This window comes from Paraburkholderia sp. GAS42, from assembly GCF_050436565.1.
Classification (GTDB): Bacteria; Pseudomonadota; Gammaproteobacteria; order Burkholderiales; family Burkholderiaceae; genus Paraburkholderia.
The window spans coordinates 106,516-132,677 of record NZ_JBNDML010000007.1 but is presented as its reverse complement, the minus strand read 5'-3'; the positions used below and the strand labels follow the sequence as shown (position 1 = coordinate 132,677).

Annotated in this window: 21 protein-coding genes; 17 read left to right on the top strand and 4 right to left on the bottom strand. The window is 62.5% G+C overall.

The features are described from left to right. Positions 1-129 precede the first annotated feature (129 nt). From P3T16_RS12980 to P3T16_RS12960, 5 genes are all read left to right on the top strand, one after another. Positions 130-1,371, top strand: coding sequence for an MFS transporter (locus P3T16_RS12980; protein WP_429342600.1), 1,242 nt, complete (start codon positions 130-132; stop codon positions 1,369-1,371). Between the two features lie 404 nt (positions 1,372-1,775). Continuing rightward, positions 1,776-2,939, top strand: coding sequence for a glutamine-hydrolyzing carbamoyl-phosphate synthase small subunit (gene carA, locus P3T16_RS12975; RefSeq protein WP_429342599.1), 1,164 nt, complete (start codon positions 1,776-1,778; stop codon positions 2,937-2,939). Between the two features lie 159 nt (positions 2,940-3,098). After that, a complete protein-coding gene (gene carB / locus P3T16_RS12970) occupies positions 3,099-6,353 on the top strand; it encodes a carbamoyl-phosphate synthase large subunit (protein ID WP_429342598.1) in 3,255 nt (1,084 codons plus the stop codon). Positions 6,354-6,497: 144 nt separating this feature from the next. Further along, complete coding sequence (greA, locus tag P3T16_RS12965) at positions 6,498-6,974, top strand: transcription elongation factor GreA (protein WP_429256767.1); 477 nt, start codon at positions 6,498-6,500, stop codon at positions 6,972-6,974. A gap of 22 nt (positions 6,975-6,996) precedes the next feature. After that, positions 6,997-7,509 carry a DUF4149 domain-containing protein gene (locus P3T16_RS12960; RefSeq protein WP_429342709.1) on the top strand — a complete coding sequence of 171 codons (513 nt, stop codon included), beginning with the start codon at positions 6,997-6,999 and terminating at the stop codon, positions 7,507-7,509. 172 nt (positions 7,510-7,681) lie between these two features. Here P3T16_RS12960 and P3T16_RS12955 read toward each other — a convergent pair whose 3' ends face one another. Beyond that, positions 7,682-8,209: a YhbY family RNA-binding protein gene (locus tag P3T16_RS12955; RefSeq protein ID WP_429256766.1), complete on the bottom strand. Its 528-nt coding sequence runs from the start codon at positions 8,207-8,209 to the stop codon at positions 7,682-7,684. A 187-nt stretch (positions 8,210-8,396) separates the two neighbouring features. Between P3T16_RS12955 and P3T16_RS12950 the strand changes: the two genes are divergently transcribed. The 11 genes from P3T16_RS12950 (at position 8,397) to phoR (ending at position 20,690) form a co-directional block, all read left to right on the top strand. Further along, entirely contained in the window at positions 8,397-9,059 is a 663-nt protein-coding gene (locus tag P3T16_RS12950) for an RlmE family RNA methyltransferase (RefSeq protein ID WP_429256765.1), read from the top strand. Between the two features lie 190 nt (positions 9,060-9,249). Continuing rightward, positions 9,250-11,133: an ATP-dependent zinc metalloprotease FtsH gene (gene ftsH, locus P3T16_RS12945; protein ID WP_429256764.1), complete on the top strand. Its 1,884-nt coding sequence runs from the start codon at positions 9,250-9,252 to the stop codon at positions 11,131-11,133. Positions 11,134-11,239: 106 nt separating this feature from the next. Beyond that, complete coding sequence (gene folP, locus P3T16_RS12940) at positions 11,240-12,106, top strand: dihydropteroate synthase (RefSeq protein ID WP_429256763.1); 867 nt, start codon at positions 11,240-11,242, stop codon at positions 12,104-12,106. A 60-nt stretch (positions 12,107-12,166) separates the two neighbouring features. Beyond that, positions 12,167-13,525 carry a phosphoglucosamine mutase gene (gene glmM / locus P3T16_RS12935; protein WP_429342597.1) on the top strand — a complete coding sequence of 453 codons (1,359 nt, stop codon included), beginning with the start codon at positions 12,167-12,169 and terminating at the stop codon, positions 13,523-13,525. A 315-nt stretch (positions 13,526-13,840) separates the two neighbouring features. Next, entirely contained in the window at positions 13,841-14,872 is a 1,032-nt protein-coding gene (gene pstS, locus P3T16_RS12930; RefSeq protein ID WP_429342596.1) for a phosphate ABC transporter substrate-binding protein PstS, read from the top strand. 117 nt (positions 14,873-14,989) lie between these two features. Continuing rightward, complete coding sequence (pstC, locus tag P3T16_RS12925; protein ID WP_429342595.1) at positions 14,990-16,006, top strand: phosphate ABC transporter permease PstC; 1,017 nt, start codon at positions 14,990-14,992, stop codon at positions 16,004-16,006. Beyond that, the gene (pstA, locus tag P3T16_RS12920) at positions 16,003-16,899 is read left to right on the top strand and encodes a phosphate ABC transporter permease PstA (protein WP_429342594.1); all 897 of its coding nucleotides are present in this window, start codon (positions 16,003-16,005) and stop codon (positions 16,897-16,899) included. Before pstC ends, pstA begins: the two co-directional genes overlap by 4 nt. A 22-nt stretch (positions 16,900-16,921) precedes the next feature. Then, entirely contained in the window at positions 16,922-17,770 is an 849-nt protein-coding gene (pstB, locus tag P3T16_RS12915; RefSeq protein WP_429342593.1) for a phosphate ABC transporter ATP-binding protein PstB, read from the top strand. 74 nt (positions 17,771-17,844) lie between these two features. Beyond that, positions 17,845-18,549, top strand: coding sequence for a phosphate signaling complex protein PhoU (gene phoU, locus P3T16_RS12910; RefSeq protein ID WP_429256757.1), 705 nt, complete (start codon positions 17,845-17,847; stop codon positions 18,547-18,549). A gap of 27 nt (positions 18,550-18,576) precedes the next feature. Further along, entirely contained in the window at positions 18,577-19,278 is a 702-nt protein-coding gene (gene phoB / locus P3T16_RS12905; RefSeq protein ID WP_028199153.1) for a phosphate regulon transcriptional regulator PhoB, read from the top strand. Positions 19,279-19,376: 98 nt separating this feature from the next. After that, the gene (gene phoR / locus P3T16_RS12900) at positions 19,377-20,690 is read left to right on the top strand and encodes a phosphate regulon sensor histidine kinase PhoR (protein ID WP_429342592.1); all 1,314 of its coding nucleotides are present in this window, start codon (positions 19,377-19,379) and stop codon (positions 20,688-20,690) included. A 60-nt stretch (positions 20,691-20,750) separates the two neighbouring features. Here phoR and ppk1 read toward each other — a convergent pair whose 3' ends face one another. Then, on the bottom strand, positions 20,751-22,814 hold the full coding sequence (gene ppk1 / locus P3T16_RS12895; RefSeq protein ID WP_429342591.1) for a polyphosphate kinase 1: 2,064 nt from the start codon (positions 22,812-22,814) through the stop codon (positions 20,751-20,753). Between the two features lie 202 nt (positions 22,815-23,016). Here ppk1 and ppx point away from each other — a divergent pair, with 202 nt between their 5' ends. Next, positions 23,017-24,597 carry an exopolyphosphatase gene (ppx, locus tag P3T16_RS12890; RefSeq protein ID WP_429342590.1) on the top strand — a complete coding sequence of 527 codons (1,581 nt, stop codon included), beginning with the start codon at positions 23,017-23,019 and terminating at the stop codon, positions 24,595-24,597. Positions 24,598-24,709: 112 nt separating this feature from the next. Here the strand turns inward: ppx and P3T16_RS12885 are convergent, their stop codons facing one another. Together P3T16_RS12885 and sixA are read right to left on the bottom strand one after the other, a co-directional pair. After that, positions 24,710-25,528, bottom strand: coding sequence for a GNAT family N-acetyltransferase (locus P3T16_RS12885; protein WP_429256752.1), 819 nt, complete (start codon positions 25,526-25,528; stop codon positions 24,710-24,712). A 130-nt stretch (positions 25,529-25,658) separates the two neighbouring features. Beyond that, positions 25,659-26,117, bottom strand: coding sequence for a phosphohistidine phosphatase SixA (sixA, locus tag P3T16_RS12880; RefSeq protein ID WP_429342589.1), 459 nt, complete (start codon positions 26,115-26,117; stop codon positions 25,659-25,661). Positions 26,118-26,162 lie beyond the last annotated feature (45 nt).

Below are 26,162 nucleotides of genomic sequence, written 5' to 3'. Positions count from 1 at the left end.
TCACCTCCAGCTTTTAAAACGCCGTCACCCGTGGTGACGGCGTTTTCATTTCTGCAGACGTTTCAGCGCGCTTCTCCCGTTTGTCTTATCGTTCGGGTTCCTGCTTTCGCGGTTACTTCGTTGCGCGCCATGTCGTCGATCCAGTTTCGTGTGTTCCTGCTGTTCTCGCTCGGTTACTTCGTTTCCTATCTGTTTCGCGGCGTCAATCTCGGCTTTGCGCCGCTGATTACCCATGACCTCGGTCTCTCCGCCGCCGATCTCGGACTGCTGACGAGTCTCTATTTTCTTGGCTTCGCGGGCGCACAGATTCCCGCCGGCGTGCTGCTCGATCACTTCGGCCCACGACGTGTGACGGCCGCGTTGCTGCTGTTCGCGGCGGCGGGCATCTGGGTCTTCGGTGCGGCGCACAGCGTTGGCATGATGATGCTGGGGCGGCTGCTGATCGGCGTCGGTGTGTCGGCGTGCCTCGGCGCCGCGTTCAAGGCGCTGACGCAACACTTCGTCGTGACCAGGCTGCCGCTCGTCAACGGGCTCGTCATGGCGGTCGGCGGGCTGGGTGGCGTCGCGGTCGGCTCGCCGCTCACGTGGGTGTTGGGTTTCGCGGGATGGCGGTCCGTTTGCGTCGCGCTCGGCTTGCTGACTGTCGCGGTCTCGACGGCGATCTGGACCATGGCGCCGGACAGGCGCGAAACGCATCATCAGGCCGGCCTTGTCAGCCAGTTCAAGGGCACATGGCACATCCTGAAGAGCGCCGCCTTCTGGAAGATCGCATCCTTCTCCGTGATGACGCAGGGCGTGTTTTACGCGATGCAGTCACTGTGGGTCGGCGCGTGGCTGCGTGATGTCGCCGGTTTGCAGCCAGGTTCGGCGGCGGCACTGGTATCGATTCTCGGCGTCGCGATGATGGCGGGCAGCGTGGGTTTCGGTGCGGCGGCGGGCACGCTGGAGAAGCGCGGCGTGTCGCTCTATGCGCTTAGTGGCATTGGCATGGCGCTCTTTGTTGTCACGCAGGTGCTGATCATGCTGCGCGTGCCGTTGCCCGCAGGGCTGTTGTGGGGCGCGTACGGGATATTTGGCGGAACGGGCATTCTCAGTTATGCCGTGCTCGCAAGGCATTTTCCGCCGCATATGACGGGCCGTTGCAATACCACGCTCACGCTGATCATTTTTCTGCTGATTTTCAGCTTCCAGATTGGCGTCGGCGCGGTTCTGTCGCGCTGGCCAGCAACCGAAGGTCACTATCCGACGGCGGCGCATCTCACCGCATGGGGCATCCTGGTCGCTCTGGAGATCGCGAGTGCGATCTTGTACGTGCTGCCGGGCCGCGTGCCCGCAAAACCGGCGCCTCTGCAGGCCGAGCATCTGTCATAGCGCGCAACCATGCGAGCCGTCCCGATTTTCGCGGCACGGCGACCGCTGGACGGCCGCAAAAGCCTTTGCCAGAAAGGCTCGCAGCGTGATGGCGAGTGCTCAGGCACGCGTCGGAAGCTATCCTGGATTTGAAGGGAAGGGTACTTTCGGGCTATAATTGCAAGGTTTGAGCTTATCAACCCGCACCCTAGCGCCTACCTCTCCCACACCGTTTATCCGCCGCGCCGCGAGCGTCCCGCCTCCAGCCGATCCGTCCACACAATGGACCCATCGCGCCCAACACGACGTGACGTCAGCCGCGATACGCGAGCGGGCCTGCGCGCGCATCCTGTCGATGCGCCTCGCCGCGGCCCGCACGGTCGGATAGACAGGTCGGCAACAGGGTGTTCCCCAAGGAGTCTCCCGTGTTGCCGTCTTTTTCTCCTGCTTTGCTCGCACTCGCCGACGGCACGGTCTTTCGTGGGTACTCGATCGGCGCGCCCGGTCATACGATCGGCGAAGTTGTCTTCAATACGGCCATCACGGGCTATCAGGAAATCCTGACTGACCCGAGCTACGCCCGCCAGATCGTCACCCTGACGTATCCGCATATCGGCAATGTCGGCGTCAACGCCGAAGACGTCGAAGCCACGAAAGTCCATGCCGCCGGCCTCATCATCCGCGATCTGCCCGTCCTCGCGTCGAACTTCCGCATGGAGCGCACGCTCCCGCAGTATTTGCAGGACGAAGGCGTCGTCGCCATCGCCGGCATCGACACCCGCATGCTGACGCGCGTGTTGCGCGACAAGGGCGCTCAGAATGGCGCCATCCTCGCTGGTTCCGATGACGAAGTGAAGGCAATCGAACTTGCGCGTTCGTTTCCGGGCCTCGCCGGCATGGACCTCGCGAAGGTCGTGTCGACGAAGGAATCGTATGAATGGACGCAGCGCGAATGGCGTCTCGGCAGCGGCTACGGCACACAGGATGCGCCGAAGTACCGCGTCGTCGCATTCGACTACGGCGTGAAGTACAACATCCTGCGCATGCTGGCTGAGCGCGGCTGTCACGTCACCGTACTGCCGGCAGAGGCCACCGCAGCCGAGGCGCTCGCGCTCAATCCGGACGGCGTGTTCCTGTCGAACGGCCCCGGCGATCCGGAACCGTGCGACTACGCGATCGCGGCCACGAAGGCATTCATCGAGCGCGGCATTCCGACGTTCGGTATCTGCCTCGGCCACCAGATCATGGGTCTCGCCGTCGGCGCGAAGACGATGAAGATGAAGACGGGCCACCACGGCGCGAATCATCCGGTGAAGGATCTCGAAGACGGCCGCGTGATCATTACGTCGCAGAACCACGGCTTTGCGGTCGACGCGGCCACGCTGCCGGCGAATGCGAAGGTCACGCACACGTCGCTCTTCGACGGCACGCTGCAAGGCTTCGCGCTCACCGACAAGCCCGCGTTCTGCTTCCAGGGCCACCCGGAAGCGTCGCCTGGCCCGCACGACATCGCTTACCTGTTCGACCGCTTCACTGCGTTGATGGACAAGCGGAAAGCGGGCAGCACGGCAACGGCCGCGATCGCGTAAGCGAAGCTCGCGCAAGTCGAAAGAGTAGAGAGCGCGCGCGAGGTGAAACGCGGCGGGCGAAAAGCGCGAGCCGGAAAGGCTGGCGCGCAGTAGTTCAAAGCAGACGCCAGGACGCAGCGCGCCACGGCAAGAACACAGGAATACATTAGCGAGAGCGTTATGCCCAAGCGGACAGACATCAAGAGCATCCTCATCATCGGCGCGGGTCCGATCATCATCGGCCAGGCGTGCGAGTTCGATTACTCGGGCGCGCAGGCGTGCAAGGCGCTGCGTGAGGAAGGCTACAAGGTCATTCTCGTCAACAGCAATCCGGCGACGATCATGACCGACCCGAACACGGCCGACGTCACCTACATCGAGCCGATCACGTGGGAAGTGGTCGAACGCATCATCGCGAAGGAGCGCCCGGACGCGATCCTGCCGACGATGGGCGGCCAGACCGCGCTCAACTGCGCGCTCGACCTGCATCACCACGGCGTGCTGGAAAAGTACAAGGTCGAGCTGATCGGCGCGTCGCCGGAAGCGATCGACAAGGCCGAAGACCGTCAGAAGTTCAAGGACGCGATGACGAAGATCGGCCTCGGCTCGGCCAAGTCGGGCACCGCGCATTCGATGGAAGAAGCGCTGACGGTGCAGGCGCAGATCGCTGCGGCAACGGGCAGCGGCGGCTATCCAGTCGTGATCCGTCCGTCGTTCACGCTCGGTGGTTCGGGTGGCGGCATCGCGTACAACCGCGACGAATTCGAAGAGATCTGCAAGCGTGGTCTCGACCTGTCGCCGACGCGCGAACTGCTGATCGAAGAATCGCTGCTCGGCTGGAAAGAGTATGAGATGGAAGTGGTCCGCGACACGAAGGACAACTGCATCATCGTCTGCTCGATCGAAAACCTGGACCCGATGGGCATCCACACCGGCGACTCGATCACCGTCGCGCCGGCGCAGACGCTCACCGACAAGGAATACCAGATCCTGCGTAACGCATCGCTCGCGGTGCTGCGCGAAATCGGCGTCGATACAGGCGGCTCGAACGTGCAGTTCTCGATCAATCCGAAAGACGGCCGGATGATCGTGATCGAAATGAATCCGCGTGTGTCGCGTTCGTCGGCGCTGGCTTCGAAGGCCACGGGCTTCCCGATCGCGAAGGTCGCAGCGAAGCTCGCCGTCGGCTACACGCTCGATGAGCTGAAGAACGAAATCACCGGCGGCCAGACGCCGGCGTCGTTTGAACCGACGATCGATTACGTCGTCACCAAGATTCCGCGTTTCGCGTTCGAAAAATTCCGCGAAGCCGATCCGCGCCTGACGACGCAGATGAAGTCGGTCGGCGAAGTGATGGCGATCGGCCGCACGTTCCAGGAATCGTTCCAGAAAGCGCTGCGCGGCCTCGAAGTGGGCGTCGACGGTCTCGATGAAAAGACCACGAGCCGCGACGAAATCATCCGCGAGATCGGCGAAGCCGGTCCGGACCGGATCTGGTACGTCGGCGACGCGTTCCGTGTGGGCATGACGCAGCAGGAAATCTTCGATGAGACGTCGATCGATCCGTGGTTCCTCGCGCAGATCGAACAGATCGTCCTGAAGGAAAAGGCGCTGGCCGGCCGCACGCTCGTGAGCCTCTCGAAGGAAGAACTGAAGTATCTGAAGCAGAGCGGTTTCTCGGACCGTCGTCTTGCGAAACTGCTTGGCGCCACGCAAACCGACGTGCGCCGCCGTCGTATCGAACTGAACGTGCGCCCGGTGTACAAGCGCGTCGATACGTGCGCGGCCGAGTTCGCGACGAAAACCGCGTACATGTACTCGACCTACGAGGAAGAGTGCGAAGCTCATCCTACGAATAACAGGAAGATCATGGTGCTGGGCGGCGGCCCGAACCGGATCGGCCAGGGCATCGAGTTCGACTACTGCTGCGTGCACGCCGCGCTCGCGATGCGCGAAGACGGCTACGAAACGATCATGGTCAACTGCAACCCTGAAACCGTTTCGACCGACTACGACACGTCCGACCGTCTGTACTTCGAATCACTGACGCTCGAAGACGTGCTCGAAATCGTCGACAAGGAGAAGCCGGTCGGCGTGATTGTCCAGTACGGCGGCCAGACGCCGCTGAAGCTTGCGCTCGACCTCGAAGCGAACGGTGTGCCGATCATCGGCACGTCGCCGGACATGATCGACGCCGCCGAAGACCGCGAGCGCTTCCAGAAGCTGCTGCAGGACCTCGGTCTGCGTCAGCCGCCGAACCGCACCGCACGCGCCGAAGACGAAGCGCTCAAGCTCGCCGACGAAATCGGCTATCCGCTCGTCGTGCGTCCGTCCTACGTGCTGGGCGGCCGCGCAATGGAAATCGTCCACGAGCCGCGCGATCTCGAGCGCTACATGCGCGAGGCCGTGAAGGTGTCGAACGATTCGCCGGTGCTGCTCGACCGCTTCCTGAACGACGCGATCGAATGCGACGTCGACTGCATTTCCGATGGCGAAGCCGTGTTCATCGGCGGCGTGATGGAGCACATCGAGCAGGCAGGCGTGCACTCGGGCGACTCGGCGTGCTCGCTGCCGCCGTACTCGCTGTCGAAGGCAACGATCGCCGAACTGAAGCGCCAGACCGGCGCGATGGCGAAGGCGCTGAACGTGGTCGGCCTGATGAACGTGCAGTTCGCGATCCAGCAGGTGACGCAGGCGGACGGCTCGAAAGAGGACGTGATCTACGTGCTCGAAGTGAACCCGCGTGCGTCGCGTACGGTGCCGTATGTGTCGAAGGCGACGAGCCTCCCGCTCGCGAAGATCGCCGCGCGCGCGATGGTCGGTCAGAAGCTGGCGGAGCAGGGCGTGACGAAGGAAATCGATCCGCCGTACTTCAGCGTGAAGGAGGCGGTGTTCCCGTTCGTCAAGTTCCCGACCGTCGATCCGGTGCTCGGACCCGAAATGCGTTCGACCGGCGAGGTGATGGGCGTTGGCCAGACTTTCGGCGAAGCGCTGTTCAAATCGCAGCTCGCGGCAGGTTCGCGTCTGCCGGAGTCGGGCACGGTGCTGCTCACGGTGATGGACGCCGACAAGCCGAAGGCCGTCGAAGTCGCTCGCATGCTGCATGAACTGGGCTACCCAATCGTCGCCACGAAGGGCACGGCTGCCGCGATCGAAGCGGCCGGCGTGCCGGTGAAGGTCGTCAACAAGGTGAAGGACGGCCGTCCGCACATCGTCGACATGATCAAGAACGGCGAGATCGCACTCGTCTTCACGACCGTCGACGAAACGCGCGCCGCGATCGCCGATTCGCGCTCGATCCGCATGAGTGCGCAGGCGAACAAGGTCACGTACTACACGACGATGTCGGGTGCGCGGGCCGCGGTGGAAGGTTTGCGCTATCTTCGGAACCTGGAAGTCTATGATTTACAAGGACTCCATGCTCGCCTAAACTAAGGCTTCGATTCTGAGTCAGAGATGTAAGTGCCGCGGTTAAGCGGCGTCCCACTAGGCACCGGCCCCAGTTCCGGCCAGGTTCCTCCGGGATGCACTTAACCGCGGCGATTTTTTTACGGCCGTTTTTTGCCACTAGAGTTGTTTATGAGCACTATTCCATTGACGAAGCGCGGCGCAGAAATGTTGCGCGACGAACTGCAGCGCCTGAAATCGGTTGAACGTCCGGCGGTCATTAATTCGATCGCGGAAGCGCGTGCCCAGGGCGATCTGTCGGAAAACGCCGAGTACGACGCTGCAAAAGAAAAGCAGGGCTTTATTGAAGGCCGTATCGCCGACATCGAGTCGAAACTCGCTGGCGCACAGGTGATCGATCCGGCCGTCGTCGAGGCGGATGGCCGCATCGTGTTCGGCGCAACCGTCGAGCTCGAAGACCTGGATTCGAGCGCTACGGTCACTTACCAGATCGTCGGCGACGATGAGGCTGATATTGACCACGGCCTGATCTCGATCAGCTCGCCGATCGCGCGCGCTCTGATCGGCAAGTCGGAAGGCGACGTTGCGTCGGTGCAGGCACCGAGCGGCGTGCGCGAGTACGAAATCATTGTGGTTCGCTACGTTTGACGAAGGGCGCGTCGTGTCGCTAATGCCTCATCGCGTGTTCCGGTTGCTGACCGTTGCGTGGGTCGGCAGCCTCTTCACGATCGGCTATGCCGTCGCGCCGGTGCTGTTCGCATCGCTCGATCGCACGACGGCCGGCTCGGTCGCGGCGCAGCTGTTTCGCATTGAGGCGGTGCTGGGCGCGGTGTGCGGCGTGTTGCTGCTCGCGCTCGGCAATGTGCTGGTGCGCCGTGGTGGCGACGCATACCGTCGGCTGCGATGGTTAACCGCCGCGATGCTGGTTTGCGTACTGGTGGGATATTTCGCGCTGCAACCGTTCATGGAGGCATTGCGTGTGGCCGCGTTGAACGCGGGCACGGATGTCGGGCACTCCGCGTATGCAGCGCGCTTCGGCATGTTGCACGGCGTGTCGAGCCTGTTCTATCTCGTCGAAAGCCTGCTTGGCCTCGCGCTTGTCTGGATGTTGCCGGTCGGCGCGGGTGTGTCGTCAGCGCAGGGCGCGCGCGGTGATGTGGGGGCAGGCAAGGTTGCGGGCTGATTTCAAGCGCTGACTTCGACCCGGCAGGAACACCTGGAACGTTGGGTGCAGCCGTTGGGTGCAGTACGCAATCCGGGACTCGGGCGAATGCCCTGGCGGACCGGACTCGCTCACGCAACCGGTGAAGTCGCCGAAAGAAGGCGCGCGTATTTCCGCGCGCCGTCACAAACTGTTACTTCGACGTCTGATGTTGCCGTTTCGCGCTGGTCTGGCGTTTCTTGGCGCGTTTGATATTGCCGCCCTGAGTCACGCGTTCGTTGCCGCGCACCACAACCGCCTTCGCCTTCGGCTTGCGCATCGGGATTTCAGAAGGCTTCACCACCTTCACGACGCGCGGGGCACGGCCCTTGCCCGGTTTCGCTTCTTCAGCGGCTTCGCGGGCGCTCGGCAGGGCGCCACGCTTCGCTTTCGCGGCCGGCTGGGTGGATTCGGGCTTCCAGATCACCAGCAGCTTGCCGATATGCTGGATCGGCGCGGCGTTCAGCTGGTCGCAGATCTGTTCGTAGATCGCGAGCCGCGCCTCGCGTTCGTCGCCGAACACGCGGATCTTGATCAGCTGGTGCGCCTTCAGGTGAACCTTGATCTCGGTCAGCACAGCGTCGGTCAGCCCTTCGGCGCCGACGAGCACGACCGGTTTGAGCGCGTGAGCCTGGGAGCGCAGTTCGGCGCGTTGGTCGGAGGAAACTTTGAGGGCGGGCATGGGAAGTGGGAGACTCGACTAAAATGACGGCGCCCGCATTCCCGATTGCTTCGGTTTTCGCGCAGGACAACGCGTCGTCAGAACAACATGGAAGCGCGGAACACTGCTCAACGAGCGGCAGCCGCGCGAATTAAACGCGTATTATCCGCTAAAAGCACCGCATCACGCAGCAAGAGATCAACGTTTAATGGCAAAAAACAAGTTCAACACGTCGTGGTTGCACGATCACATCAACGATCCGTACGTGAAAATGGCGCAGCGGGAGGGTTACCGTGCCCGCGCGGCCTACAAGCTGAAGGAAATCGATGAGCAGGACAAGCTGATCCGTCCCGGCCAGGTCATTGTCGACCTGGGCTCGGCGCCGGGCAGCTGGAGCCAGTACGCACGCAACAAGCTTGCGAAGGGCGCGAAGCGCGACGAGGAGCGTCAGGGCGGCATCGACGGCACGATCATCGCGCTCGATCTGCTGCCGATGGAGCCCGTCTCCGACGTCCACTTCATTCAGGGCGATTTCCGCGAGGACAGCGTGCTCGCGCAACTCGAGGAAATGGTGGGCGCGCGCCAGGTGGACCTTGTAATTTCCGATATGGCGCCCAACCTGTCGGGAGTGGCGCTGGCGGACGCCGCGCGGATCGAGCATGTGTGCGATCTCGCGCTGGAATTCTCCCAGAACCATCTGAAGCCGGATGGCGCCCTTTTAGTCAAATGCTTTCACGGCAGTGGTTACAGCCAGATTGTTGAAAAGTTCAAGCAGCAGTTTAAAACCGTGGCTGCCCGCAAACCGAAGGCGTCCCGGGATAAATCATCCGAAACGTTTATTTTGGGTAAGCATCTGAAGCGTCCGAACTGACCGCCAGAAAGGGGAGTGCAGCGTGAGAGCGCCGTATCTTCCGGTGGCCGGAACCCGCCGCCGGCTTGCGCGATGCGCTATTTGTGCGGTAGTGAATGGTTATGGCAGGGGTCTGCGGACTGGATTAGAATGCCTTAGTGGTGCCGCAAGGCAAATGTAGGCGCCCGTCTATGAGTGAAGGAGTGGTGCTTTGAACAACAATATGTTTTCGAAGGCAGCAGTGTGGCTGGTTATCGCACTGGTGCTGTTTACGGTGTTCAAGCAGTTCGACAAGCCCCGTGTCCAGGAAGGCGTTTCCTATTCGCAGTTCATGGACGACGCAAAGAACGGCAAGGTCAAGAACGTCATTGTCCAGGGGCGGAACCTCACGGTCACTCCAGCAGACGGCCAGAAATACCAGATCGTGTCGCCCGGCGACATCTGGATGGTCGGCGATCTGATGAAGTACGGCGTTCAGGTGAGCGGCAAGGCTGACGAAGAACCGAACGCGCTCGTCTCGGCGCTGTATTACCTTGGGCCTACGATCCTCATCATCGGCTTCTGGTTCTACATGATGCGACAGATGCAGGGGGGCGGGAAAGGCGGTGCCTTCTCGTTCGGCAAATCCCGCGCGCGTCTGATCGACGAGAACAATAACGCCATCAATTTCACTGACGTCGCCGGTTGCGACGAAGCCAAGGAAGAAGTCTCCGAACTCGTCGACTTCCTGCGCGATCCGCAGAAGTTCCAGAAGCTGGGCGGGCGCATTCCGCGCGGCGTGCTGCTCGTCGGCCCTCCCGGGACGGGTAAGACGCTGCTGGCGCGCGCTATCGCCGGTGAGGCGAAAGTGCCGTTCTTCAGCATTTCGGGTTCTGACTTCGTCGAAATGTTCGTCGGCGTGGGCGCGGCCCGCGTGCGCGACATGTTCGAACAGGCGAAGAAGCACGCGCCGTGCATCGTGTTCATCGACGAAATCGACGCGGTCGGCCGTCATCGCGGCGCCGGCATGGGCGGCGGTAACGACGAACGCGAACAGACGCTGAACCAGATGCTCGTCGAGATGGACGGCTTCGAAGCGAATTCCGGCGTGATCGTCATTGCTGCGACGAACCGTTCGGACGTGCTCGACAAGGCGCTGCTGCGTCCGGGCCGTTTCGACCGCCAGGTGTACGTCGGTCTGCCGGACATCCGCGGTCGCGAACACATCATGAAGGTCCACCTGCGCAAGGTGCCGATCTCGAACGACGTCGACGCGGCGGTGATCGCGCGCGGCACGCCGGGTTTCTCGGGCGCCGATCTGGCGAACCTCGTGAACGAAGCGGCGTTGTTTGCTGCGCGTCGCGGCAAGCGCATCGTCGAAATGACCGACTTCGAGGACGCGAAGGACAAGATCTTCATGGGCCCGGAGCGCAAGTCGGCGGTGATTCGCGAAGAATCGAAGCGCGCCACGGCGTATCACGAGTCGGGTCACGCGGTGATCGCCAAGCTGTTGCCGAAGGCCGATCCGGTGCACAAGGTCACGATCATCCCGCGCGGCCGTGCGCTGGGCGTGACGTGGCAGTTGCCGGAGCACGACAACGAAACGTATTCGAAGGACTATCTGCTCGACCGTCTGGCCATTCTGTTCGGTGGCCGTGTCGCGGAAGAGCTGTTCCTGAACCTGATCAGCACCGGCGCATCGGACGACTTCAACAAGGCAACTGCCACCGCCCGTGCAATGGTCGCGCGTTTCGGTATGACGGATGCGCTTGGACCGATGGTCTACGTCGATGACGAGAACGACGCTTCGCCGTTTGGCCGCGGCTTCACGCGCACCATCTCCGAAGCGACGCAGCAGAAGGTCGACGCCGAAATCCGTCGCGTGCTGGACGAGCAGTACACCCTTGCGAAGCGTCTGCTCGGCGAGAATCGCGACAAGGTCGAAGCCATGACCGCCGCGCTGATGGAGTGGGAAACGATCGACGCCGATCAGATCAACGACATCATGGCCGGCCGTCCACCGCGTTCGCCGAAGAGCTCGACGCCGCCGGCAGGCGATGCGTCGGGTGGCAGCACGGGCACTGAAGTCAAGCCCGGCGCAACCGCACCGGCGTGATCGGAGCCGCAACACGCTACGGGCCGGTGTGATTCCACACCGGCCCGTTTTGCATTTTCTTTCCCCTTCCTGACCCGTTTCCGCAGTGTCGAATACCGATCTCCTGATGCATGCCGAACCCGAGCCGCTGCAATGTGGCAGGTTCACGCTGACCTTCGAGCGCCCGCTGGTCATGGGCATTCTGAACGTCACGCCTGATTCCTTTTCCGATGGCGGACTTTTCGTCGCGCACGCCGACGCATTGCGTCAGGCTGAGCGCATGCTGCTCGACGGAGCGGACATCATCGATATCGGCGGCGAATCGACGCGCCCGGGCGCACCGCCCGTGCCGCTCGATGAGGAACTCGAGCGCGTGATTCCTTTGATCGAGCAGTTGCGCGGCGCGAATGTGCCGCTGTCGGTGGATACGTACAAGCCTGAGGTCATGCGGCAAGCATTGGTGGCCGGTGCGGACCTGGTCAACGATGTATGGGGCTTTCGTATGCCCGGCGCTATCGACGCCGTACGCGACAGCCAGTGCGGTCTATGCGTGATGCATATGCTCGGTGCGCCGCAGACGATGCAAACGGGCGAGCCCACTTATGACGACGTGGTCCGCGAGGTGCGCGAGTTTCTCGAAGAGCGAGTCAGTGCGTTGACGGCGGCCGGGGTCGCAAAGGCGCGGATCAGCGTCGATCCGGGCTTTGGCTTTGGCAAGACAGTCGTGGAACACAACTACGCGCTGCTTGCGCACCTGCGCGATACGGCGCCGCGCAGCGAATCGCCGTTCCCGATTCTGGCCGGCATGTCGCGCAAGTCGATGCTCGGCGCAGTGACTGGCCGCGCCACGCGTGAGCGGGTCGTGGCGAGCGTCGCGGCGGCCGTCTGCGCAGCGGAGCGGGGCGCGGCGATCGTGCGGGTACACGATGTCGCCCCGACCGTCGACGCCTTGAAAGTATGGTCGGCCATGCGCGACGCCGCGCGTCGCAACTAACTGGCCGCGCGTCACAACTCACCACGCAACACACAGAGTACGAAGAGAGGGCATCAGGCAATGGCACGTCGCTATTTTGGGACTGACGGTATTCGAGGTAAGGTCGGCGACGCGCCGATCACGCCGGATTTTGTATTGCGGCTCGGTTATGCGGCCGGGAAAGTGCTCGCGGGTGCGGACCGCTGGGCGAAAACGGGTGCCCGGCCCACCGTGCTGATCGGCAAGGACACGCGTGTTTCCGGTTATATGCTCGAGGCGGCGCTCGAGGCGGGTTTTTCGGCTGCTGGCGTCGACGTGATGCTGGCCGGCCCGATGCCCACGCCGGGCATCGCCTACCTGACGCGGGCACTGCGTCTGGCTGCGGGCGTCGTGATCAGCGCCTCGCACAATCCGTATTACGACAACGGCATCAAGTTTTTCTCCGCCGACGGCAACAAGCTGCCGGACGAAGTCGAATCGCAGATCGAGGAGCAACTCGACCAGCCGATGGACTGCGCGGCGTCCGAGCAGCTCGGCAAGGCACGCCGGCTGGATGACGCCGCCGGTCGCTACATCGAATTCTGCAAGAGCACGTTCCCGGCGGCGTACGACCTGCGCGGGATGAAGCTCGTCATCGACTGCGCGCACGGCGCCGCCTATGACGTCGCGCCGCACGTGTTCCATGAACTCGGCGCCGACGTGATCCCGATCGGCGTCGCGCCGAACGGCTTCAACATTAACGATGGCGTCGGCGCAACCGCACCGGACGCGCTGGTGCGCGCCGTGCGGGCGAATCGCGCCGACCTCGGCATCGCGCTCGACGGCGACGCTGACCGTCTGCAGGTGGTCGATGCGGCGGGTCGGCTCTACAACGGCGACGAACTGCTTTACGTGCTGGTGCGGGACCGGATCGCAACCGACGGCAAGGTCGAAGGTGCGGTCGGCACGCTGATGACCAACCTCGCGATCGAGGTTGCCTTGAAAAAGACGGGCGTCAGGTTTGTCCGCGCGGCGGTGGGCGACCGTTACGTGCTGGAGCAGTTGCGCGAGCACGGCTGGCAGCTTGGCGCGGAAGGATCGGGGCACATCCTGTCGCTGGATCGCCATTCGACGGGCGACGGCATCGTGTCCGCGCTGCTCGTGCTGGCGGCGATGAAGCGCAGCGACAAGACGCTCGCCGAGTTGCTCGACGGCGTGAAGCTGTTCCCCCAGAAGCTGATCAATGTGCGGATGAAGCCCGGCGCCGAGTGGAAGGGCAACGAGGCGATCCAGCGCGCCATCCAGGAAGCGGAAGGCGCGCTGGACGGCACCGGCCGCGTGCTGATTCGTGCGTCCGGCACCGAGCCGGTACTACGTGTGATGGTCGAGGCGGCCCGGCAGCAGGACGCGGTCCAGCATGCCGAAGCCATCGCAGAAGTCGTGAGACAGGCGACAACCTGATCTGAACCATCGGCCCGATGTGTTCGGGCTGGCACCACAAAAGCGGGGAACGGCAAACCATGTCGTTTCCCCGCGCATCCAATCCGTCCGCAAGAGACGGGAAACGCGAACCGTCCCTGTTTCCGGCGTACGTTCCCTCCCCAAAATTTTCGGCGATCCCGAAAAGCCGAAAACGGCCGACAGCCGCGCCGGCCTTGCACCTTTCATCGCAGTAATGAGACTGTCACACGAGTTTCACGATCAGTCACGTTACTGTCACAAAGAGACCCTATTCTTCGCGGTGTCGTGTAATCCGCTCACACCACTGGAGGTCTCATGAAATTGATGCAAACCGCGTTTGCTGGCATGGCTGGCGCACTTTTCGCGATCGCAGCGCACGCCACGGACATCACCGGCGCGGGCAGCACCTTCGCAGCACCGATCTACACGAAGTGGGCTGACGCCTACGCGAAGACGGGCGGCGGCAAGGTCAACTATCAAGGTATCGGTTCGTCGGGCGGCGTGAAGCAGATCGTCGCGAAGACGGTCGATTTCGCCGGTTCGGACGCGCCGCTGAAGGACGAAGACCTCGCGAAGGAAGGCCTGTTCCAGTTTCCGACGGTGGTGGGCGGCGTGGTGCCGGTCATCAACGTGCCGGGCGTGAAGCCGTCTGAACTGACGCTGTCGGGCGAAGTGCTCGGCGACATCTACCTTGGCAAGATCAAGAAGTGGAACGATCCGGCCATCGTCGCGCTGAACCCGAAGGCAAAGCTGCCGGATACCGACATCGCCGTGGTTCGCCGCGCGGACGGTTCGGGCACGAGCTTCATCTGGACGAACTACCTGTCGAAGGTCAACGCAGACTGGAAGGCGAAGGTCGGCGAAGGTTCGACGGTCAACTGGCCGACGGGCACGGGTGGCAAGGGTAACGACGGCGTCGCAGCCTTCGTGCAACGTCTGCCGGGCGCAATCGGCTACGTGGAATGGGCATACGCCAAGCAAAACCACATGACGTATGTCGCCCTGAAGAACTCGGCTGGCACGGTCGTCGAGCCGCAAACGGAAACGTTCAAGGCCGCAGCCGCCGGCGCAGACTGGTCGAAGTCGTTCTACCAGATCCTGACGAACGAGCCGGGCAAGAACGCATGGCCGATCGTCGGCGCAACGTTCGTGCTGGTGCATACGACGCAGGAAAAGGCGCCGCAAGGCACCGAGACGCTGAAGTTCTTCGACTGGGCGTTCAAGAACGGCTCGCAGGCTGCGAACGATCTGGACTACATTACGCTGCCGGAATCGGTTGTGTCGGAAATCCGCACGCAGTGGAAGTCGAAGGTCAAGGACGCTTCGGGCAAGTCGCTCGCGGAGTAAGCTGTATCGTCTGACGATGTTGCCGCCCGGCCTCGCGTGAGGCCGGGCGGTTTGCAGTACCAGCTGTCGCGGCATCGTGCCGTGCAGCTTCAGGAATCACAGGCTCTCAAGGCTGACATGTCCGACCTTCCTATCGCACCTGGCGCGGCACCGGCCAGCCCGCCCCGTTCGAACCCGCCTGGCAGCGCAGGGCAGCAGAAAGCGCCCAGTCGCGCCGGCGATGTCATTTTTGGCGGCCTCACGCGTGCGGCCGCGATCGTTACCTTATTGCTGCTCGGTGGCATTATCGTGTCGCTGATCGTGGCCTCGATGCCCACGATCCAGAAGTTCGGCGTGAGCTTTCTCTGGACCTCCGAGTGGGATCCACCCAGCGAAAAGTTCGGTGCGCTCGTCCCCATTTACGGCACGATCGCCACGTCGATCATCGCCCTGATCATCGCGGTGCCTGTGAGCTTCGGCATCGCGCTGTTCCTGACCGAACTCTCGCCCACGTGGCTGCGCCGGCCGCTCGGCGTCGCGATCGAACTGCTCGCCGCGATTCCGTCGATCGTGTACGGCATGTGGGGTCTGCTCGTTTTCTCGCCGATCTTCGCGCAATATTTCGAGAAGCCGCTTGGTCATCTGCTGAGCGGCGTGCCGTATGTCGGTGCGCTCTTCAGCGGGCCGCCGATCGGCATCGGCATCCTGTGCGCCGGTGTGATTCTCGCGATCATGATCATCCCGTACATCGCTTCGGTGATGCGCGACGTGTTCGAAGTCACGCCCGTGCTGCTGAAAGAATCCGCATACGGTATCGGCTGCACGACGTGGGAAGTGATGTGGAAGATCGTGCTGCCGTTCACGAAGAGTGGTGTGATCGGCGGCGTGATGCTCGGCCTCGGCCGCGCGCTCGGTGAAACGATGGCTGTCACGTTCGTGATCGGCAACACCAATCTGCTCGACAACGTCTCGCTCTTTTCGCCCGGTAACAGCATCACGTCGGCGCTCGCCAACGAGTTTGCGGAAGCGAGTCCGGGCCTGCACACGGCGGCGTTGATGGAACTCGGCCTCATTCTGTTCGTGATCACGTTCATCGTGCTCGCGATCTCGAAGCTGATGCTGCTTCGCCTCGAAAAAGCGGAGGGCGCAAAGTGAGCCAGCCTCTCATGAACATGCCAGGTTCGACCGACGGTGCTGTGCTCGAAGCGATGCGCAACCGTCTGCAGCGGCGGCGCCGCGCGACCAATGCGGTCGCGCTGACGCTTTCGCTGGCCGCGATGGCCTTCGGCCTCCTGTGGCTGATCTGGATTCTGTACACGACGCTGCGTCTGGGCGTCGGTGGTCTTTCCGTCGAGCTGTTCACGCAGTCGACGCCGCCGCCGAACACCGATGGCGGCGGTCTCGCCAACGCGATCGTCGGCAGCCTGATGCTGGTGCTGCTCGCGACGTTTATCGGCACGCCGATCGGCATTCTCGCCGGCGTCTATCTCGCGGAATACGGCCAGAAGGGCTGGCTCGCCAGCATCACACGCTTTATCAACGACATCCTGCTGTCGGCGCCGTCGATCGTTGTGGGTCTGTTCGTCTACGCGCTGGTTGTCGCGAAGATGGGTCACTTCAGCGGCTGGGCGGGTGTGATCGGTCTCGCGCTGCTGCAGATTCCAATCGTGATCCGCACGACCGAAAACATGCTGAAGCTGGTGCCGAACGCGCTGCGTGAAGCCGCTTTTGCACTCGGTACGCCGAAGTGGAAGATGGTGATGTCGATCACGCTGAAGGCGTCGATTGCGGGCATCGTGACGGGCGTGCTGCTCGGCGTCGCGCGGATTGCCGGCGAAACGGCGCCGTTGCTGTTCACCGCGCTGTCGAACCAGTTCTTTACGTGGAACATGAACCAGCCGGTCGCCAACCTGCCCGTCACGATCTTCAAGTTCGCGATGAGCCCGTTTTCGCAATGGCAATCGCTCGCGTGGGCGGGCGTGTTCCTGATCACGCTCGGGGTGCTCGGTCTGAACATCCTCGCGCGCACGATCTTCTCGAACAAGTAATGAGTTACGGCGGAGTCATCCGATGAATATGGCAGAAAGTCACCTCAACACGGCCGCGCGTCCTGCGGCGCCCGCCGGTTTCGATCCCGCCCAGGGCGACAGCGCGCTCGCGCCGTCGGCGCCGAAGATCGAGGTCAACGACCTCAACTTCTTCTACGGCAAATATCACGCGCTGAAGAACATCAACCTGCGTATTCCCGAAGGCAAGGTGACCGCGTTCATCGGCCCGTCGGGTTGCGGCAAGTCCACGCTGCTGCGCACGTTCAACAGGATGTATGCCCTGTATCCGGAGCAGCGCGCCGAAGGCGAAATTCTGATGGACGGCGAAAACCTGCTGACGTCGAAGCGCGATATTTCGCTGCTGCGCGCACGTATCGGCATGGTGTTCCAGAAGCCGACGCCGTTCCCGATGTCGATCTACGACAACATCGCGTTCGGCGTGAAGATGTTCGAAACGCTGGCGCGCTCCGAAATGGACGACCGCGTCGAGTGGGCGTTGACGAAAGCCGCGCTGTGGAATGAGGTGAAGGACAAGCTGGGCCAGAGCGGCTACGGCCTGTCCGGCGGCCAGCAGCAGCGTCTGTGTATCGCGCGCGGTATTGCGATCCGCCCGGACGTGCTGCTGCTCGACGAACCGTGCTCGGCGCTCGACCCGATTTCGACGGGCCGGATCGAAGAGCTGATCGCTGAACTGAAGAGCGACTACACGGTGGTGATCGTCACGCACAACATGCAACAGGCTGCGCGTTGTTCGGACTACACTGCCTATATGTACCTTGGCGAACTGATCGAATTCGGCGACACGGAAAAGATCTTCATCAAGCCGGTCCGCAAGGAAACGGAAGACTACATTACCGGTCGCTTCGGCTGATCGGCCGCGCGAGGCCAACGCTCACCTACAAGCGAAGCACAAAAGAGCAACGCAGAGAGCACCAGGAGCAAGACATGACCGACAAACACCTCTCCAGCCAGTTCGACGCCGACCTGAATCTTGTTTCATCGAAGGTCCTCGAAATGGGCGGCCTCGTTGAGTCGCAGATCGTCAAGGCGATGGAAGCGCTGAACAACTTCGACCTCGACATCGCCGAACAGGTGATCGCCGCCGAAGACCGTCTGAACCAGATGGAAGTCGATATCGACGAAGAATGCAGCAATATCATCGCGCGCCGTCAGCCGGCTGCGCGTGACCTGCGTCTGTTGATCGCGATTTCGAAGACGATCACGAATCTCGAACGCGCCGGCGACGAAGCCGAAAAGATCGCAAAGCGTACGAAGCGCCTGATGGAAGACGGCGCATCGCGCACGATCAATATCGCCGAGATCAAGCTGTCAGGCGAGATGGCCGTCACGATCTTGCGCCGCGCGCTCGATGCGTTCGCGCGTCTCGACACGGTGGCCGCCGCGCAGATCGTGCGCGACGACAAGGCGATCGACGAGGAATTCCGCGCGTTCGTGCGCAAGCTGATTTCGTACATGACGGAAGATCCGCGCTCGATTTCGGTCGGCCTCGATTTTCTGTTCATCGCGAAGGCGATCGAGCGGATCGGCGACCACGCGAAGAACATCGCCGAATTCATCATTTACATCGTGAAGGGCACGGACGTTCGGCACAAGTCGCGCGACGCGCTCGAACGCGAAGCGCTTAGTTAACCCCGTCACAAGGATACAGAGGTGCCGATGCCCAGCAGCATTCTTGTCATTGAGGACGAGCCCGCTATTTCCGAGCTGATTTCGGTCAATCTTCAGCATGCGGGACATTGTCCGATTCGCGCGTACAACGCTGAGCAGGCGCAGAACCTGATCAGTGACGTGCTGCCCGATCTCGTTCTGCTCGACTGGATGTTGCCGGGCAAGTCGGGCATCGCCTTTGCCCGCGACCTGCGCAACAACGAGCGCACGAAGCACATCCCGATCATCATGTTGACTGCGCGTGGCGACGAGCAGGACAAGGTGCTCGGCCTCGAAATCGGCGCCGACGACTACGTGACGAAGCCGTTCTCGCCGAAAGAACTGATGGCGCGGATCAAGGCGGTGTTGCGCCGTCGCGCGCCGCAGTTGACCGAAGACCTCGTCGCGATCAACGGCCTGAAACTCGATCCGGCGACGCATCGTGTGGCCGCGCACGCGGAAGGCAGCGAGATCAAGCTCGATCTCGGTCCGACCGAGTTCCGTCTGCTGCATTTCTTCATGACGCATCCGGAGCGCGTGCATAGCCGCACGCAACTGCTCGATCAGGTGTGGGGCGATCACGTGTTTGTCGAAGAGCGTACGGTCGATGTCCACATCAAGCGTCTGCGTGCCGCTCTAAAGCCGGCAGGGTGCGATGCTATGATTGAAACGGTGCGTGGCAGCGGTTACCGGCTCGCGAAAAGCGCCTGACGTTTGCGCGCATGGTGCAACAACGGCAATGACCGCAGAGCGTGGCGATGGTCCCGTCCCGTCGCGGCGCGCATGAATCCCTCTTCGACCGATAGAACATGAACGTCATCTGGGCGCGGTCCATCGTGTCGCTCGTGCTGCTCGCGATCGCGTGTGCGGGCGTCGGCATGCTTGTGAACGTCAAGGCTGCCCTCATCCTCGCGATCGTCGTGCTGGCCGCGCAGACCTGCTTCAGCACGTTCCACAAGCAGCGTCTGTGGCGTCTGCTCGACGCGCCTGTCTATGGCGAGGTGCCGAGCGCACCGGGCGTCTGGGGTGAAATCTACTATCGGTTGCACAAGCTCGCGAAGCGCTGGCACGCACAGGTGCGCCAGGTCGAGCAGCAGCACTCGCGTTTCATTCAGGCCATTCAGGCGTCGCCGAACGGCGTCGCGATGCTCGACGACCACGATCAGATCGAGTGGTGCAACGCGATCTCCGAAGTGCATTTCGGGCTCGACGCGAAGCGCGATCTGCGTCAGCACATCACCCATCTTGTCCGTCAGCCGGACTTCGTCAAATACCTGAACTCGCATCTCTATGACGAGATGCTGATCATGCGCGGCATGGGCGAAAAACGGCAGAACGTGCTCTCCGTGCAGGTGTTTCCGTACGGCGAAAATCGCAAGCTCGTGCTGTCGCAGGACATCACCGAACTCGAACGCACTGACGCAATGCGACGCGATTTCGTGGCCAATGTCTCGCACGAACTGAAGACGCCGCTCACGGTGCTGTCAGGTTTTCTCGAGACGATGCGCGAGTTGCCGCTCTCTGAAGCGGAGCGCTCGCGATATCTCGAACTGATGGAGCAGCAGGCGGGGCGCATGCGGCATATCGTGAGCGACCTGCTGGTGCTGGCGACGCTCGAAGGCGACAACAAGCCGCCGAGCGAACAGATGGTCGATATGCGCGCGGTGATGCGCCATCTTAAGGACGACGCGGAAAATCTGTCAGGCGAGCGGCATGCCTTCACGTTCGATATCGATGAAGGTCTGACGGTGACGGGTGTCGAAACGGAGATACTGAGCGCGCTTGGCAATCTGGTGACGAACGCAATCCGCTACACGCCCGACGGCGGCAAGATTCACGTCGACTGGCATGCGAACGGCGGCAGTGCGCTGTTTTCGGTAACCGATAGCGGCCTTGGTATTCCGGCCGCCGATATTCCGCGTTTGACGGAGCGGTTCTATCGCGTGGACCGTAGCCGCTCGCGCGACACGGGCGGGACAGGTCTGGGGCTCGCAATCGTCAAGCACGTGCTGCAACGGCACGATGCGCAACTCGAAGTGAAAAGCGAAGTGGGGCGCGGCAGTACGTTCACTGTGCGGTTCCCGGCTTCGCGTACTGCAAGGCGGCAACCGGCACCGGCTTGAGCCGCCAGTGTGATCAGGACGGCGACACGATGATTGATGTCGCCGTCTGTACCGCCGGCATCAGGGACAGAACCGCGCCAGCAAACTCATCTGCGCATTGCGCGACGATTTCCCCGGTCGACGCCGACGATAATGCCCATCGCTCTGCATGAGCCACGCGGTCTGGTTGTCGCCGAGAAACGCCGATAGGCCCTCGGCAATCACACGCCGCTTCAACCGGCGGTTATTGACCGGAAACGCCACTTCGACACGACGGAAGAAATTGCGGTCCATCCAGTCGGCGCTCGACAGATAGACCTGCTCCTCACCATTCGCGTAGAAATAATAGATGCGGTGGTGTTCGAGAAAACGTCCGACGATTGAACGCACCGTGATGTTCTCCGACAGGCCCGGCACGCCCGGCTGCAAGGAACACACGCCACGCACGATCAGATCGATCTTCACGCCCGCCTGCGACGCTTCGTATAGCTCGGTGATAACGGTCGGCTCAAGCAGTGCATTCATCTTCGCGACGATGCGCGCCTTGCGTCCCGCGCGCGCATGATCGGCTTCAGCACGAATCGCTTCGACGAGCTTCGGATGCAGCGTGAAAGGCGACTGCCACAGCTCGTACAGTGTCAGTTCGCCACCAATGCCCGTCAGTTGCTGGAACACGTGATGCACGTCTTCGCAGATTTTCTGGTCGGCGGTCATCAGGCCGAAGTCGGTATATAGGCGCGCCGTGCGCGGGTGGTAGTTGCCCGTGCCAAGGTGAGCGTAGCGCTTGAGCATCGACTTGCCGTTCACCGACACGCGCCGCACGATCAGCATCATCTTCGCGTGACACTTGTGGCCCACGACGCCATACACGACGTGCGCGCCAATCGCCTCGAGCTGGGACGCCCAGTTGATGTTGGTCTCTTCGTCGAAGCGCGCGAGCAGTTCGACCACCACCGTCACTTCCTTGCCGTTGCGCGCGGCCTGCATCAGCGCGTCCATCAGCGGCGAATCGGTGCCGGTGCGATAGATCGTCTGCTTGATCGCGACGACGTTCGGATCTTTCGCTGCCTGCAACAGCAGTTCGAGCACGGGCTGGAAGCTTTCGTATGGATGATGCAGCAGCACGTCGCCCTGATCGATCACATCGAACAGGCTCGCGCTGTTGGCGACCTGCTTCGGAATCGCAGGAATGTGCGGTACGAACTTGAGATCGGGCCGGTCGACCATCTCGGGCAACTGCATCAGCCGCACGAGATTGACCGGACCGTCGACGTAGTAGCAGTCCTTCTCGGAGAGGCCGCTTTCGTCGAGCAACCGGCGCGCGAGATGCGCCGGCGTTTCCGCCGACACTTCGAGGCGCACCGCATTGCCGAGATGCCGCGCGGGCAGTTCGCCTTGCAGCGCGACACGCAGATTGGTGATTTCGTCTTCGTCGACGAACAGTTCGCTGTTACGCGTGATGCGAAACTGGTTGCAGCTGCGCACGACGAGGTTCGGAAACAGTTCGCCCACGAAGCGCTGCAGCAGCGAACTCAGCAGCACGAAGCCGTGCGGATAGCCCGACAGTTCCTGCGGCATGCGCACGAGGCGCGGCAGCGCGCGCGGCGCCTGCACGATGCCCATCATTGCCTGGCGGCCGAACGCATCCTTGCCTTCCAGTTCGACGACGAAGTTCAGGCTCTTGTTCAGGACGCGCGGAAACGGATGCGCCGGATCGAGTCCGATCGGCGTCAACACAGGCAGCAGTTCATCGAAGAAGTAGTTGCGCGCCCATTCGGTCTGCGCTTCGTTCCACACTTCGGTGCCGTGAAAATAGATGCCTTCTTCCTCGAGCGCGGTCAGCACGGTGTCATGCAGCATCGTGTACTGACGATGCACGAGCTTCTGCGCGCGTTCGACGACGAGGTCGTACACGTGCTGCAGCGACATGCCATCGGGCGAAAGCGCGCCCGGGTTGTCGCGCATCTGCTCATGCAGACCGGCCATTCGGACCTCGAAGAATTCGTCGAGGTTGCTACTGGTGATACAGATGAAGCGCAGGCGTTCCAGCAGCGGCACGGCGGGGTCCGCGGCTTGCGCCAGAACTCGCTCGTTGAAACCTAGAATGCCCAGTTCGCGATTCAGAAGAGGGTAGCGGATGGACATCGGCAGCGAGAATGGATTGTCGGTGGGTGACTCGAAAGGACGCTCGGAAATTCGCACAGTATGATGACGTTCTTATGACATTCACGAATGTCATAAATTCTACGCCGTGTCGGGTATCTGTCGTTAATTCGACCCAGTGTATATGGGACCATAGCGCACCCACAACCGCGAGGGTGACACCGTGAGGACCAGTACGCTTAAAATGGCGTCTTTGAACAGCGCCGCGGCCAGCAAGGCCGCCGCGCTTGCGCGCATGGAGTCCGCTCAATCGATGGTCAATACCCCGCAACTCCTCGCCGCCGTGGACATGGGCTCGAACAGCTTCCGGCTGATCGTGGGCCGCGTCGAAGAAACCGAAGCAGGCAGCCAGATCTATCAGGTCGACGCCCTGCGTGAACCCGTGCGGCTTGCCGCCGGGCTGTCGCGCGACAAGATGCTCGATCGCGCATCGCAGGTGCGCGGCTGGGACGCGCTGAAGCGTTTCGGCGAACGTCTGCGCGATTTCCATCCTGATCATGTGCGCGCCGTCGCGACGAACACATTGCGCATCGCGAAGAACGCGGGCGAATTCCTCGGCGAGGCCGAAGCGGCGCTCGGGTTTCCGATCGAAGTCATTGCTGGCCGTGAAGAAGCGCGTCTCATCTACGCAGGCGCAGCACACTCCGTGCCTGCGAGCGCCGGCCAGCGGCTGGTCGTGGACATCGGCGGTGGCTCGACGGAATTCATCATCGGCTCGCACTACACGCCGATCCGCATGGAAAGCCTGTACATCGGTTGCGTGAGCCACAGCCGCACGTTTTTTCCGGCCGGCAACGTCGACGAATACACGATGCGTCAGGCCGAACTCGCCGCGACGCGCGAAATCCAGATCATTTCCAGCGACTACAAGCAGACTGGCTGGGATCAGGCGATCGGTTCGTCGGGCACGGCGCGCGCGCTGGCTGAACTCGTCGAGGCGAACGGCTTCAACGATCCCGGCATCACGCATGGCATTTCGCGCGGCGGTCTGGAAAGGCTGAAACGCGCGTTGATCAAGGCGGAGAACGTCAACCGGCTGAAGCTCGTCGCGCTCAAGAGCGACCGCGTTCCGGTGCTGGCGGGTGGCCTGTCGATCATGCTCGCCGTGTTCGATGAACTCGGCATCGATTACGTCGATACGACCGATGGCGCGTTGCGTCTTGGCGTGCTGTACGACCTGCTGGGGCGGTCGCAGCACGAGGACATGCGTACGGTGACCGCCGAGGGCTTCATGCGGCGCTATGGCGTCGATCGTGCGCAGGCGGGGCGTATCGGTGAGCTTGCCGTGCGCTTCTATGACCAGTTTGAAGAAGCCGACGATGAGCGCCGTGCGGAGAACCGCATGTTTCTCGGCTGGGCCGCGTCGCTGCATGAGATCGGCCTGTCGATCTCGCACAGCGCGTATCACAAGCATTCCGCCTACATCGCGAGCAACGCCGATATGCCGGGCTTTTCGCGTACCGATCAGGCGCGGCTGGCTGCACTCGTGCTCGGTCACGCGGGCAAGCTCGGCAAGCTGTCGCAGACGCGTGAAGTGGAATGGCCGTTGCTGTTCTGTCTGCGGCTTGCGTCGCTGCTATGCCGTCGACGCGCCGACGTCGGTTTGCCCGGCATTCTTGTCGCGCAGGCGAATGGCGGCTACGAGGTACGTCTGCCCAACGAATGGGTCGCGAAGAATCCGCTGACCGACTACAGCCTGATCCAGGAAGCCGCGGAGTGGGAGAAGGTCGGCATTCCGTATCGCGTCGTTTATACGGACGATTGAGCCGGCCAGTTCACGGCTCGCGCTTCACGCTGCGCTGTTTCGATGTGAAAAACCCCGGCTGATCTTCATCGATCTGCCGGGGTTTTTCGCCTGCCGTGCGTCGATCTGGCGATCAGCGCGACAACGAATCGCCGAGGAAATGCTTCGCGTAGCGCGCGTTGATTTCCGACAGACGGAAGAGCGTCAGAAAGTCAGCCGTGTTGAAGTCCGGATCCCATGCCGGTGCGCCGCAGATTTTCGCGCCGAGACGCAGATAGCCTTTGACGAGCGGCGGCGGCGCGACGTCGACGCCCGTCTGCAGTTCGTCGACCGGCAGCGGGGTGTGCGGGAACGCGCGATATTCGGGCGCCGTCAGCGCGCTGTCGCGCAGCGAGACGTACAGGTTCGACGCGTAGTGTCCGCCGTCGGCCATCGAGACGCTTGCGCAGCCGAGCATCGTCTCGTAGTCGTTCTGCATCATGTACGAAGCAAGGCCGGCCCACAGCGACATGATCACCGAGCCGCTGCGGTAATCCGGATGCACGCACGAGCGGCCGACCTCGACCATCTTCGAGCGCAGATGCGTGAGGCGCGACACGTCGAACTCGCTTTCCGCATACAGACGGCCAATGCGCGCCGCCTGGTGCGGCGGCAGCACGCGATAGGTGCCGACCACTTTCAGCGTATCGAGATCGCGCACCAGCAGATGGTCGCAATACGAATCGAACGAATCGACATCGAGTCCTGCGGGGCCGGTCAGGCGCGCGCCCATTTCGTCGGCGAAGACACGGTAGCGCAGACGCTGCGCCTCGCGCAGCTCTTCGTCGGTTCGGGCCCAGGTGACGCGGAGCCGGTGCTGCGCGGTGACCGTTTCTTCGGCGCGCGGCAGACGGCGGCGCGGTTCGGACAGGATCGAAGCGAAGGGCAGGGTAGGCGTCGGCAGTTCTCGCATGGGGCGTTCCTGGTGAAAAAGGGAGGAGTCCGTTTTTCCGCCAATGTAGTAACGCCAGGTGACGCTCGCATGGCAATGCGATGACGATTCCATGACGCGTCGTAAGGACCGCGCCGGAAGAATATAGGGATCAGACGAGATCCGGGCTCATCACCGCACGCAGGATGACCTGTTCGTCGCCGGCGCGCTCGCGGTTGGTGAGCCACCAGAGGCCGGCCTTTTTGATCGGCCAGCTCGTCGCGTTGCCGGACAGCAGCAGCGCCGCGACCTGGCCGAGCGTGGGCTGATGACCGACGATGACGACCGTCGGCGCGATGCCGTCGGGCCAGCCGGCGGCGGCGAGCACGTCGGTGGCGCGTGCGCCCGGCGCGAGTTCCCGCACGACGCGATACTGGTCGGTCAAGGGCTCAACGGTCTGCACGGTGCGCGCGGCGGGGCTGACGAGAATGACGGCGTCGTCGTCGAGCCGCGCGCGCAGCCATTTCGCCACGCCCTGCGCCTGCTTGCGGCCACGGACGGTGAGCTGCCGCGCGAGATCGCTCGATGCGACGTCTTCGGCTTCAGCGTGACGCCAGAGGATGAGGTTCATCGTCGTCTCCTTGTGATTTGGTGGTGCGCATGCGAAGCGATGCGT